General features: G+C 32.9%; 10 protein-coding genes. 9 read left to right on the forward strand and 1 reads right to left on the reverse strand.

All coding sequences use genetic code 11. The annotated features are described in order from the left end of the window. The first annotated feature begins 34 nt into the window (after window positions 1-34). The 7 genes from clpP (at window position 35) to FRY74_RS06975 (ending at window position 8,462) form a co-directional block, all read left to right on the forward strand. A complete protein-coding gene (gene clpP / locus FRY74_RS06945; RefSeq protein ID WP_147099938.1) occupies window positions 35-712 on the forward strand; it encodes an ATP-dependent Clp endopeptidase proteolytic subunit ClpP in 678 nt (225 codons plus the stop codon). A 91-nt stretch (window positions 713-803) separates the two neighbouring features. Next, entirely contained in the window at window positions 804-2,093 is a 1,290-nt protein-coding gene (gene eno, locus FRY74_RS06950; protein ID WP_147099940.1) for a phosphopyruvate hydratase, read from the forward strand. Window positions 2,094-2,285: 192 nt separating this feature from the next. Beyond that, window positions 2,286-3,569: a citrate synthase gene (locus tag FRY74_RS06955; RefSeq protein ID WP_147099942.1), complete on the forward strand. Its 1,284-nt coding sequence runs from the start codon at window positions 2,286-2,288 to the stop codon at window positions 3,567-3,569. Window positions 3,570-3,677: 108 nt separating this feature from the next. Then, window positions 3,678-4,631 (forward strand): ABC transporter ATP-binding protein, encoded by a 954-nt coding sequence (locus FRY74_RS06960; protein ID WP_147099944.1) that lies wholly within the window; start codon window positions 3,678-3,680, stop codon window positions 4,629-4,631. Beyond that, window positions 4,621-5,934, forward strand: a complete 1,314-nt coding sequence (locus FRY74_RS06965; RefSeq protein WP_223265844.1) for an ABC transporter permease — start codon at window positions 4,621-4,623, stop codon at window positions 5,932-5,934. The genes FRY74_RS06960 and FRY74_RS06965 overlap by 11 nt, the downstream gene beginning before the upstream one ends. 12 nt (window positions 5,935-5,946) lie before the next feature. Beyond that, a complete protein-coding gene (locus FRY74_RS06970) occupies window positions 5,947-7,119 on the forward strand; it encodes a sigma-54-dependent transcriptional regulator (protein WP_147099948.1) in 1,173 nt (390 codons plus the stop codon). A gap of 98 nt (window positions 7,120-7,217) precedes the next feature. Further along, entirely contained in the window at window positions 7,218-8,462 is a 1,245-nt protein-coding gene (locus FRY74_RS06975; protein ID WP_147099950.1) for a DEAD/DEAH box helicase, read from the forward strand. 204 nt (window positions 8,463-8,666) lie between these two features. Here the strand turns inward: FRY74_RS06975 and FRY74_RS06980 are convergent, their stop codons facing one another. Beyond that, window positions 8,667-9,743: a ligand-binding sensor domain-containing protein gene (locus tag FRY74_RS06980; protein ID WP_147099951.1), complete on the reverse strand. Its 1,077-nt coding sequence runs from the start codon at window positions 9,741-9,743 to the stop codon at window positions 8,667-8,669. A 283-nt stretch (window positions 9,744-10,026) separates the two neighbouring features. On the opposite strand from FRY74_RS06980, the gene FRY74_RS06985 reads away from it, so the two are divergent. Further along, window positions 10,027-10,482, forward strand: coding sequence for a MarR family winged helix-turn-helix transcriptional regulator (locus FRY74_RS06985; protein ID WP_147099953.1), 456 nt, complete (start codon window positions 10,027-10,029; stop codon window positions 10,480-10,482). Further along, the gene (locus FRY74_RS06990) at window positions 10,466-12,844 is read left to right on the forward strand and encodes a 3-hydroxyacyl-CoA dehydrogenase/enoyl-CoA hydratase family protein (RefSeq protein ID WP_189765255.1); all 2,379 of its coding nucleotides are present in this window, start codon (window positions 10,466-10,468) and stop codon (window positions 12,842-12,844) included. The genes FRY74_RS06985 and FRY74_RS06990 overlap by 17 nt, the downstream gene beginning before the upstream one ends. Window positions 12,845-12,856 lie beyond the last annotated feature (12 nt).

Raw genomic sequence — 12,856 nt, forward strand, 5'->3', positions numbered from 1 at the left:
CTTTTTTACATATAAATTTAAAACTAACTTAAAGATGTTTGATAAAGACGAGTTCAGAAAATATGCTACTAAACACAGAGGTATTAGTAGTACTGCTTACGATAAATATGCATCAATTCATGCTGATTATATTTCGCCAACTATTATAGAGGAACGTCAAATGAATGTTGCTTCTATGGATGTGTTCTCTAGATTAATGATGGATAGAATCATTTTTTTAGGAACAGGAATTAATGATTATGTAGCTAACATAATACAAGCTCAATTGTTGTTTTTGGAGTCTGTTGATGCAAAAAAAGATATTCAAATTTACTTAAACTCACCGGGGGGTGGTGTTTATGCAGGTTTAGGAATTTACGATACAATGCAATATATAGCTCCAGATGTAGCTACTATTTGTACAGGTATGGCAGCTTCTATGGGTGCAGTTTTATTATGTGCTGGAGCAGAAGGTAAAAGAACAGCTTTGCCTCACTCAAGAGTAATGATTCATCAGCCATTAGGAGGAGCTCAAGGGCAAGCATCAGATATCGAAATTACAGCTAGAGAAATTCAAAAGTTAAAGAAAGAATTGTATGATATTATCTCTAAACACTCAGGTAAAGATTATGACACGGTTTGGAAAGATAGTGACAGAGATTATTGGATGATTGCTCAAGAAGCTAAAGAATACGGAATGATTGATGAGGTTCTAGTTCGAGAAAAAAAATAAAAATTCTAGGAATATAAAGTCCGGTGCACATGTGCCGGACTTTTTTTATAAACAATAATATCAATTGGCTTAAAGCCTAAAAAAGAAAAAGATGAGTTACATAGCGCAAATTCATGCAAGACAAATTTTAGATTCAAGAGGTAATCCTACTGTTGAGGTAGATGTAATAACACAAAATGGTGTGTTAGGAAGAGCAGCTGTTCCTTCAGGAGCATCTACTGGTAAACATGAAGCAGTAGAACTTAGAGATGGTGATGCTGGAGTTTATATGGGGAAGGGTGTTTTAAAAGCTGTAAACAATATTAACACGGTTTTAAATGAGGAGTTACAAGGTGCTTATGTTTTAGACCAAACAGCTATTGATAATGCAATGATTGCATTAGACGGGTCTGAAAACAAAAGTAATTTAGGTGCAAATGCTATTTTAGGAGTTTCTCTTGCGGTAGCTAAGGCAGCATCTGAAGAAACTGGAGTTCCTTTGTATAGTTATGTTGGTGGAGTAAATGCGAATACATTGCCTATACCAATGATGAATATTTTAAATGGAGGTTCTCATGCTGATAATAGCATCGATTTTCAAGAGTTTATGGTTATGCCAGTTGGAGCTCGTTCATTTGGAGAAGGGTTAAGAATGGGAACAGAAGTTTTTCACCATTTAAAAGAAGTATTAAAATCAAAAGGTCATTCAACAAATGTTGGGGATGAAGGAGGTTTTGCTCCAAACTTAGGGTCAAATGAAGAAGCGATTGAAACAGTTTTAATGGCAATTGAAAAAGCTGGTTACAAACCTGGTGACGATATGTATATTGCTATGGATGCGGCAAGCTCAGAGTTTTATAATGCAGAAGAAAAAGTTTATCATTTCCACCAATCAACAGGAGATAAATTAACATCTTCAGAGATGGTGAGTTATTGGTCAGATTGGACAAAAAAATACCCTATTTTATCAATTGAAGATGGATTAGATGAAGATGACTGGAATGGATGGAATCAATTAACCGCAGCTATTGGTAATAAAGTACAATTAGTTGGAGACGATTTATTTGTAACCAATACTAAAAGATTGGCAAGAGGTATTGAAGAAAAATCAGCAAACTCTATTTTAATTAAAGTAAACCAAATTGGAACTTTAACAGAAACAATCAATGCTGTTGATATGGCAAATAGAGCTTCTTTTACTTCAGTAATGAGCCATCGTTCTGGAGAAACTGAAGATACAACAATTGCTGATTTAGCGGTAGCTTTAAATACTGGGCAAATTAAAACTGGATCAGCTTCTCGCTCAGATAGAATGGCGAAATACAATCAATTGTTAAGAATTGAAGAATCATTAGGTTCTTCAGCTAGATATTTAGGTAGAGATTTGAAGTTTTTGAAATAAAAAATTAATCAAATAGTATAAAAAAATCCTCATCATTTGATGGGGATTTTTTGTTTGTTTTTATCCAAAAAAGAACAATAAAAAATAATTTTAATTTATTTGATATAATTAGAGTTAATTCGTTTGCAAATTAATTTTTCGTTGGGTAAATTCGCAAGACTCAGAGTGAGAAAATTAATAAAACCTATTTATATGTCAGAAGTTGCAAAATTAGAATTGAACGGGCAAACCTATGAGTTTCCTGTTATCGAAGGAACAGAAAATGAAAAAGCGATAGATATAACTAAGCTTAGAGGAGCAACAGGTTATATTACTATTGATCAAGGTTTCAAAAATACTGGTTCTTGTCAAAGTAGTATTACTTTTTTAGATGGTGAAAAAGGAATTTTAAGATATAGAGGATATTCAATTGAAGATTTAGCTGAAAAAGCTAGTTTTATTGAAGTTTCTTATGCTGTTATTTTTGGTGAATTACCAACTAAAACTCAGTTAGAGAAATTTGAAGATGACATCAGAAAACATACATTAGTAAATGAGGAAATGAAAGACATTATTGATGGCTTTCCTAAAAATGCTCACCCAATGGGTATTTTATCTTCATTAACAAGTGCTTTAACTGCTTTTAATCCTAAGCCGGTTGATGTAGATAGTCAAGAAGCAATATATAATGCAGTTTGTAAAACAATAGCTAAGTTTTCTGTGCTTTCTACATGGGTGCACAGAAAAAGAGAAGGATTTCCAATGAATTACTATGATAATTCTAAAGGATACGTAGAAAACTTTTTAACGATGATGTTTGCTATTCCTACTGAGGAATATAAAGTAAACCCAGTTGTTGTTGATGCATTAGATAAATTATTGATTTTACATGCTGACCATGAGCAAAACTGTTCAACTTCTACGGTTAGAGTTGTAGGTTCTTCTCATGCAGGTTTATTTGCTTCTATTTCTGCAGGTGTTTCTGCGTTGTGGGGGCCATTACATGGTGGAGCTAATCAAGCAGTAATTGAAATGCTAGAAGCTATTAAAGCTGATGGTGGTGATGTTGAGAAGTTTATTGCAAAAGCAAAAGATAAGGATGATCCATTTAGATTAATGGGCTTTGGACACAGAGTTTATAAAAACTTCGATCCAAGAGCTAAAATTATTAAGAAAGCTGCTGATGATGTTCTTGCTGCTTTAGGAGTTAATGATCCAGTATTAGATATTGCTAAAACATTAGAAAAAGCTGCTTTAGAAGATGAATATTTTAAAGCAAGAAATTTATATCCAAATGTTGATTTCTATTCAGGGATTATTTATAGAGCATTAGGTATTCCAACTGAAATGTTTACAGTAATGTTTGCTGTAGGTCGTTTACCAGGTTGGATTGCTCAATGGATTGAAATGAGATTAAATTCAGAGCCAATTGGAAGACCACGTCAGGTTTATACTGGAGAAAATTTAAGAGCATTTAAAGAGATTTCAAACAGATAATATTATAAGTTATATTTAAAAAAGGTTGTTCATTAATTGAGCAACCTTTTTTTTTGCCGCTTATGTAATTTGATTTTATATCTGTTTAGAAACAATTAAATTTGTTATATGGATTTGTTACATGTAAAAAGAGTGTATAAAAGTTATGCAAGCCACAAAGCCTTGCATAATGTTTCTATACATATTCCCGAGCAAAGTATTTTTGGATTGTTAGGTCCAAATGGGGCTGGTAAAACATCGTTAATTCGAATAATCAATCAAATTACTGCTCCTGATAAAGGAGAAGTGTTTTTTGAAAAAGAAAAACTATCTCCAAAACATATTTCTCAAATTGGTTATTTGCCAGAGGAAAGAGGTTTGTATAAAAAAATGAAAGTGGGGGAGCAGGCTTTGTATTTAGCTCAGTTAAAAGGGATGGCTAAAAATGAAGCGAAAGTAAAGCTTCAGAATTGGTTTGAAAAATTTGATATTGCTCCTTGGTGGGATAAAAAAGTGGAAGAATTATCTAAAGGAATGGCTCAAAAGGTTCAGTTTATTACAACTGTTTTGCACGAACCTAAATTGTTAATTTTAGATGAACCATTTAGTGGCTTTGACCCAATAAATACAAACTTAATAAAGAAAGAGATTTTAGAATTAAGAGAAAATGGTAGTACGATTATTTTTTCTACGCACAATATGGAGTCGGTTGAAGAGATTTGTGATAGCATAGCATTGATAAATAAATCAAGAAAGATTTTGGATGGGAATGTTGATGAAATTAGACATCAATACAGATCAAATACATACGAAATAGTTTTTGTAGGAAATATGATTGCATTTTCAACAGCACTTTGGACGGGGTTTGAGATTTTAAAATCTTCTACAGAAAATGGTAAAAGTAGAGTTGAGGTTAAGGGAACATCACCAAATGCTAGTGTAAATTCTTTAATTGGAGCATTGGTTAGTCAGGTAAAAATTATTTCTGTAAATGAGCATACGCCAAGTATGAATGAAATTTTTATTCAAAAAGTTCAAGAAGTAATGCCCGAATCATTAGAAGAAGGAGGAGATGATGAATAAAATAGCATTAATTATAAAAAGAGAATACCTAACTAGAGTTAAGAAAACTTCCTTTTTGGTGATGACCCTAGTTGGACCATTGCTAATGGCAGCACTAATGATAGTCCCAGCGTGGTTGGCATTAAAAGATAAAGATGTTCAAATTGTTGAGGTAATTGATGAAACAGGACAGTTTATTAATCAATTTGAAAGTACAGAGACTTTAAAGTTTGACCATCAATTTATAAGTATTGAAAAAGCAAAAGAAGATTTTTACGAGACAAAATATACTTCAATTTTGTATATCAATTCACTTGATAAAAATGCTGAAGTTGAAATGTTTTATAAAAAACAACCTGGTGTTTCAACAATAAAACAAATTGAAAACACAATAGAATCAGCAATTAATAGTATAGAGCTTAAAAATAAGTTCAACATAACTAAAGATCAGTTAGAAGAATCAAAATCTAGTATTACAGTAAAAACTATATATAGAGATATTACAGGTAGTGAAGAATCTAAAAGTTCAACTATAAGTAGTGTTTTGGGGTTAGCTGGAGCTGTAATGATTTACTTCTTTGTATTTATGTATGGTATACAGGTAATGCGAGGAGTAATCGAAGAGAAAACGAGCAGAATAGTAGAGATTATTATTTCTTCAGTGAAGCCTTTTCAGTTAATGATGGGTAAAATTTTAGGAATTGCATTAGTTGGTTTAACCCAATTTATTTTATGGATGGTTTTAACAGGAACAATTGTAACGGTTGCTCAGGTTGCTCTTAACCAATCTATCGATATGTCATCAACTCCTCCTGGAATTGAAGAAGCAATGCAAGGACAAAACATTCAACTTGATAAGCAAAAAATGTTGACTCAGTTTGAATCAATAATCGATGAAATACCAATATTTCAAATGCTGTTTTCATTTTTGTTTTATTTCTTAGGAGGATATCTTTTATACGCAGCATTATTAGCAGCTATTGGATCTGCTGTAGATAGTGAAGCCGATACTCAACAATTTATGATGCCAGTAACTATTCCATTAATTTTCTCGTTTGTAGTAGCACAGACTGTTATTGAAAACCCTGATGGAGCAATGGCTTTTTGGTTGTCAATATTTCCGTTAACTTCACCTATAATAATGATGGTGAGAATCCCTTTTGGTGTTGATGCATGGGAATTAATACTTTCTATGGTGTTACTTGTATTAGGGTTTGTGGGAACAACGTGGATGGCAGGTAAAATATATCGAACAGGGATATTAATGTATGGTAAAAAAGTAAATTATAAAGAGCTTTGGAAATGGCTTTTCTATAAAGGATAAAATTAAAATATTATGGCTAGCATATTAATAATAGATGATGAAAGACCAATTAGAAATACATTAAAAGAAATTTTAGAGTACGAAAAATTTAAGGTTGATGAGGCAGAAGATGGTCCGAGTGGATTGGAGAAAATTAAATCAGGAAAATATGATTTAATAATGTGCGATATTAAAATGCCAATAATGGATGGATTAGAGGTCTTGGAAAAGGCTGTTGATTTAGGTATTGATACTCCTATCGTTATGATTTCTGGTCATGGTACGATAGAGACCGCGGTTGAAGCTTTGAAAAAAGGAGCTTATGATTTTATTGCTAAACCTTTAGATTTAAATCGTTTATTAGTAACGGTTCGTAATGCTATAGATAGAAAAGAGTTGGTTCAGGAAACCAAAAAATTACGAAGAAAAGTAAGTGGAGGGAAAGGTCAAACCCAAATAATTGGAGATTCTGAAGGGGTAAAACATGTAAAAGAAATGATTGCTAAAGTTGCACCAAGTGATGCAAGAGTTTTAATTACAGGAGGGAATGGAACAGGGAAAGAATTGGTGGCTAGAAGCTTACATGAACAATCAGAAAGAAGTAAAGCCCCTTTTGTTGAGGTAAACTGTGCAGCAATTCCTTCAGAACTTATAGAGAGTGAATTATTTGGGCACGAAAAAGGTGCTTTTACTTCAGCTATTAAACAGCGTAAAGGTTGTTTTGAACAAGCCGAAGGAGGGACTCTTTTTCTGGATGAAATAGGCGATATGAGTCTTTCTGCGCAAGCAAAAGTTTTACGTGCTTTACAAGAAAGTAGAATTACTAGAGTTGGTGGAGAAAAAGAAATTTCTGTTAATGTTCGTGTGTTAGCTGCAACGAATAAAGACTTAGTAAAAGAAATCGCTGAAAATAATTTTAGAGAAGATTTATATCATCGTTTGGGGGTTATTTTGATTCATGTACCTTCATTAAACGAGAGAAAAGATGATGTTCCAATTTTAGCAAATTACTTTTTAGAGCAATTATGCCAAGACCACGGTACAGCGATTAAGGAGTTTGATAAGGCTGCCTTAGAAGAATTGAAAAAAGTAGATTGGACTGGTAATATTAGAGAGTTAAGAAACATTGTAGAGCGTTTAATCATTCTTTGTGATAAAGTAATTACAGCTGCAGATATAAAAATGTATGCAAATCCGAAAGGGTAGTGTTCAGATTTTAACTAATCCCTAATTAAATTAGAAGTACCTTTGCATTTCATTTCGAAATGACATTAACAAATAATCTCATTTCATAAAAAGATTATATGTCATTTGACTCATTAGGGTTATCAGCTCCTTTATTAAAAGCTGTAAGCAAAAAAGGTTATACTAAGCCTTCAACAATACAACAAAAAGCAATACCATTAGTTTTAGAAGGAAGAGACGTTTTGGCTTCGGCTCAAACAGGAACAGGAAAAACAGCAGGGTTTACCTTGCCTATTTTACAAATTTTATCACAAACTAAACAATTACACCGAAGACCAATAAGAGCATTGGTGCTAACACCAACAAGAGAATTGGCTGCTCAGATTTATGAAAATGTAAGAGAATACAGTGAGTTTATCGATTTTCGTTCGGCAGTAATATTTGGTGGGGTAAATCAAAACCCGCAAATACGAGCTATAAAAGGAGGGTTAGATTTATTGGTAGCCACACCAGGTCGTTTATTAGATTTACACAATCAAGGAGAAATTTCTTTAGCTAATATTGAGATTTTAGTGTTAGATGAAGCTGATCGTATGTTGGATATGGGATTTTTACATGACATTAAAAAAATAATGGCATTGTTACCCAACAAAAGACAAAACTTATTGTTTTCAGCTACTTTTTCAAAAGACATAAAAAAACTGGCAAATACTATATTGCATAATCCAGTTTTAGTTGAGGCTGAACCAGAAAATACGACTGCTGAAAAAGTAAATCAGCGTGGGTATAAAGTGGATAGAGGTAGAAAAACAGAGTTAGTAATAAAACTAATTTCTGAAGGAAACTGGAAGCAAGTGTTAATTTTTACCAGAACCAAACATGGAGCGAACAAGCTAAGTGAAAAATTGGTGAAAGCAGGTATTTCATCTGCTGCCATTCATGGTAATAAAACGCAAAATGCAAGAACAAAAGCGTTGGCCGATTTTAAAAGTGGAAAAGCAAGTGTTTTAGTTGCTACCGATATTGCTGCTCGTGGTTTAGATATACCATTATTGCCTCATGTAATTAACTATGAATTACCAAATATACCAGAAGATTATGTTCATCGTATCGGGCGAACAGGAAGAGCTGGAGCAAGTGGAGAAGCTATTTCGTTAATAGATTTTGAAGAGTATGAATATGTTAGAGATATCGAAAAACTATTAGGACATAAGCTGCAAAGTGAAACTGTTCCTGGTTTCGATTTAGAAAATATACCATCGCCTCCAAAACAAGAAAGAGGACCAAGAAGACCAAGAAATGATAAGCCAAAAGCAAGCAACCAAAAACGAAATTCAAATAATTTTAAGGGGAATAGGAGGTAGTTTCGTTTAACGACCCGGCTATGCGTAGTGCGGGATTTGAAAAGCGGAGTTTTCAAATCTGCACGTAGCCAAGAGTTTATATTTTGTTTTTAATTTATTCACTTTAAATACCAAAATAAAGTATTGGCGGACTTCATTAATAGCACTGACCTTTCGTTTAGCAGAAAACCCGCATTACGTATAGCCCTTGTTGTGCGTTCGTTTTTAATATATTCGGTCAAATGCTTTTCCATTAAATTTATAAACGGCAGCTGGAGATTCGCCTGCAAAAAGCAGTTCATTCTTTTTCGTTTTGTAAATAGTCCAAATATTATCACTCTTCACACCGTCTTCTTTTGTGTAATTCTTAAACTCATTCGTGTTTGGGTTGTACTTCCATATGCCTGAATAAACTGTACCGAACCACATATTACCCAAAGAATCTTCTGCTATTGAAAAGGCTCTATGAAGTGTGTTTTCATCATTATCTCCCTCATCTAAATTATGTCTCTTTGTAAAATTTATAGTCTCATTTCCATCATATACAAATATGCCGGCTCCATTGTCAGCAATCCATAGTTTTCCTTCACTATCAACAAAAATCCCCCGAATTCCTATTTGGCGTTCATCATTTTGTCTTCCCATCTCCTCACGACCAATTGTAATAAAAGAGTTGTTTTTTAGTCCAAAAACCTTCTCCATGGTTCCGACCCAAATAGTACTATCCTTTCCAATATAGGCTTTAGTAGTTGGATAGTATAGGTATTTATTGTTATCATCTTTTTTTAATGGGAATGGAATAAACTGAGTGTTATTACTATTCAAATTATAAATCCCTGGCTCTACATATAAAGAACCGGTTGGGCTTAAACCTCGTTGAAACCAAATACCATTTTGATTCCCATTTGAGACTAAGTTGTTGTCAAATTTCTCTTCTATAAATCGTTTGCCATTGTATCGGAAAATTTTGAAGCCATCTTCTATCCAAATTGTTCCATTTATGTCTTTATGAAGATTGCCAACAATATTTAATCCATCATTTTCGGAAAAATAATACAATGCTTTTCCATCAAACTTTGCTACATAGTTTGGACTTGAAAACCAAAGGTTTCCTTTGCTGTCTTCTAAAATGTCACGAATACCACGAGTTTCTTTTAACCAAAGACTTGTGTCTATTGCAACTTCAAGACTATTTGCATTAGGTTTAGAAATTTGAGATTTTACTTGTCCATTACAAGCCAATAGAAGCGTAGTAAATGAAATTATTATAGACAAATTCATAAAGGTTAAAAATTTATTCATTTTATTTTTTTCTAAACTTATAACCAACTATTTCATTTAGATACTTTCAATTGTAAAATTATGTCAATAAAGTGTAAATTTTCAATTTAGTTTCTTGGTTGGTCTAATGACGCACAACGCTGTTCTTGGAAACGTTTAAATGTTTCTTAAAACTGTTGTTAAACGAAGTTCGAGTATTTTTTTGATAAAGTCAAGTCTTTTTAACTAAGGAGAAAAAATATTTTCTACCTATATTATGCAAGCATAATATATTTTGTTATATTTGTTGTGCAAGCATAGTATAATGAATAAAAACACCATAGATTACGAAATAAAATCGGCCTGGCATTCCATTTTTAAAATGTATAATCAGGTTGCGCAAAAGCACGAAACTTCTCAAGCTACGGGTTTTTTATTGTTAAGTATTGCAAAAGAAGGTACACCATCTACAAGCATTGCTCCAGCAATGGGTATGGAAGCAACAAGTTTGAGTAGAATATTAAAATCGCTCGAAGAAAAAAACTTGATTTACCGAAAAAAAGACGATAAAGATGGGCGTATGGTACGTATCTTTTTAACTCCCGAAGGAGTTGAAAAAAGAAAAATAGCAAAAAAAGTAGTTTCTGGATTTAATGATTTAATCCATCAAGAAATTCCTCAAACAAAATTAAGCGTGTTTTATGATGTTATGAACGACATTAATAAAGTAGTTGAACAATATAAAGAACTAAACGAACTAAATAATGAACAGAAAAATTAATAAAGTAGCCGTTTTAGGTTCCGGCGTTATGGGCTCAAGAATTGCCTGTCATTTTGCAAATGTTGGAGTAGAAGTGCTTCTGTTGGACATTGTTCCTAAAGAAGCTACAGAATCAAATAATCCTGCTGAGCGAAACAAAATTGTAAACGATGCTTTGCAATTTGCTTTAAAATCTAATCCTTCTCCAATTTATAGTAAAAGCTATATAAGTAGAATTACAACTGGAAATTTTGATGATGATTTACCAAAAATTGCTGATTGTGATTGGGTTATTGAAGTGGTAATTGAGCGTTTAGATATTAAACAACAAGTTTTTACAAATGTTGAAAAATATAGAAAGCCAGGAACATTAATTACTTCAAATACATCTGGTATTCCTATTCATTTAATGACAGAAGGAAGAAGTGAAGATTTCCAAAAGCATTTCTGCGGAACACACTTTTTTAACCCTCCACGTTATTTAAAATTATTAGAGTTAATTCCAACGCCTAAAACTGATTCAGCGGTAATCGAATTTTTAGAAGATTACGGGCAACGCTTTTTAGGTAAAACTACTGTGGTTTGTAAAGATACTCCTGCATTTATTGCCAACAGAATTGGAGTGTATTCTATTATGTCATTGTTTCATACAGTTTCCGAAATGGGTTTAACTGTTGAGGAAGTTGATAAAATGACAGGACCAGTTATTGGTCGTCCTAAATCTGCAACATTCCGTACTTGTGATGTGGTTGGTTTAGATACCTTAGTTCATGTAGCAAACGGAGTAAAAGATAATTGTCCTAATGATGAAGCAAATTCAACATTTACAATTCCATCTTACATTACTAAAATGGTAGAGAACAATTGGTTAGGTTCTAAGTCTAAACAAGGGTTCTTTAAAAAAGTAAAAGGAGATGATGGTTCAAGCGAAATTTTGACGCTAGACCTAAATACATTAGAATATAGAAAAAAATCAAAAGTGAAATTTGCCACATTAGAGATGGCAAAAACGATTGATGATTTAAAAACAAGAACCGCAGCATTAGTAAAAGGGCAAGATAAAGCCGGAGAGTTTTATCGTAAATCTTTTTATGGATTGTTCAATTATGTTTCAAACCGTATTCCAGAAATTACAGATGCTTTATATAAAATAGATGATGCGTTAAGTGCAGGTTTCGGATGGCAATTAGGTCCATTTACCACATGGGATGCTTTAGGAGTGGAAAAAACCATTGCTAAAATGGAAGAAGCAGGATTACAACCAAACGCTTGGGTTAAAGAAATGATTGCTGCAGGATGTCCTTCTTTTTATAAAGTAGAAAATGGAATAAAGTATTTTTATGATATTCCAAGTAAAAGTTATCAAGTTATTCCAGGTTCAGAAAACTTATTATCGTTAGAAGTAATAAGAGCTGAAAAAACGCTTTGGAAAAATTCAGGTACTACTATTGTAGATTTAGGAGATGGAATTATCAATCTAGAATTCCATACTAAGATGAACACAATTGGAGGTGAAGTTCTAGAAGGAATTAATAAAGCCATAGATATGGCTGAAAAAGAGTACAAAGGATTAGTGATTTCTAATGATGGAGATAACTTCTCTGCAGGAGCTAATGTAGGAATGATATTTATGATGGCTGTAGAGCAAGAATATGATGAATTAGATTTCGCGATTCGTGCGTTCCAAAATACGATGATGAGAGTTCGTTATTCTTCAATCCCTGTAGTTGTTGCTCCGCATAATTTAGCTTTAGGTGGTGGTTGCGAAATGTGTTTACATGCTGATAAAGTTATTGCGCATGCAGAAACTTATATGGGCTTAGTTGAATTTGGAGTTGGAGTTATACCTGGAGGTGGTGGAACAAAAGAATTTGCTTTAAGAGCTTCTGATGAATATGGAGATGGAATAAGATTAAATGTGTTGAGAAATCGTTTCTTAACAGTTGGTCAGGCACAAGTAGCAACTTCAGGAAAAGAAGCTTTTGAATTAGGTTACTTAAGAGAAGGAATTGATGAAGTAATAGTAAGTAGAGCTCATCAATTAAGTTATGCAAAACAAGCTGCATTAAATCTTTCAAACAAAGGTTATACAATGCCAGTTAAAAGAAAAGACATTAAGGTGCTTGGTAAAGAAGGTTTAGGGATTGTTTATGTTGGAGCACATTCTATGAAATCAGGAAATTATATCTCTGAGCATGATCAGTTGATATCTGAAAAATTAGGTTATGTATTGTGTGGAGGAGATTTGTCTGCACCAACAGAAGTAACTGAACAATATTTATTAGATATGGAAAGAAAAGCATTTCTAGAATTATGTACAGAAAAATTAACGCTTGAAAGGTTACAAAGCATAATTACAACAGGTAAAGTTTTAAGAAACTAATAACACTTTAAA

This window comes from Vicingus serpentipes (assembly GCF_007993035.1).
Classification (GTDB): Bacteria; Bacteroidota; Bacteroidia; order Flavobacteriales_E; family Vicingaceae; genus Vicingus; species Vicingus serpentipes.

Coding starts and splice junctions, on each gene's coding strand:
- FRY74_RS06975 (WP_147099950.1), top strand. CDS start 7,218: ATGTCATTTGACTCATTAGGGTTATCAGCTCCTTTATTAAAAGCTGTA.
- eno (WP_147099940.1), top strand. CDS start 804: ATGAGTTACATAGCGCAAATTCATGCAAGACAAATTTTAGATTCAAGA.
- FRY74_RS06970 (WP_147099948.1), top strand. CDS start 5,947: ATGGCTAGCATATTAATAATAGATGATGAAAGACCAATTAGAAATACA.
- FRY74_RS06985 (WP_147099953.1), top strand. CDS start 10,027: ATGAATAAAAACACCATAGATTACGAAATAAAATCGGCCTGGCATTCC.
- FRY74_RS06955 (WP_147099942.1), top strand. CDS start 2,286: ATGTCAGAAGTTGCAAAATTAGAATTGAACGGGCAAACCTATGAGTTT.
- FRY74_RS06980 (WP_147099951.1), bottom strand. CDS start 9,743: ATGAATAAATTTTTAACCTTTATGAATTTGTCTATAATAATTTCATTT.
- FRY74_RS06965 (WP_223265844.1), top strand. CDS start 4,621: ATGATGAATAAAATAGCATTAATTATAAAAAGAGAATACCTAACTAGA.
- FRY74_RS06960 (WP_147099944.1), top strand. CDS start 3,678: ATGGATTTGTTACATGTAAAAAGAGTGTATAAAAGTTATGCAAGCCAC.
- FRY74_RS06990 (WP_189765255.1), top strand. CDS start 10,466: ATGAACAGAAAAATTAATAAAGTAGCCGTTTTAGGTTCCGGCGTTATG.
- clpP (WP_147099938.1), top strand. CDS start 35: ATGTTTGATAAAGACGAGTTCAGAAAATATGCTACTAAACACAGAGGT.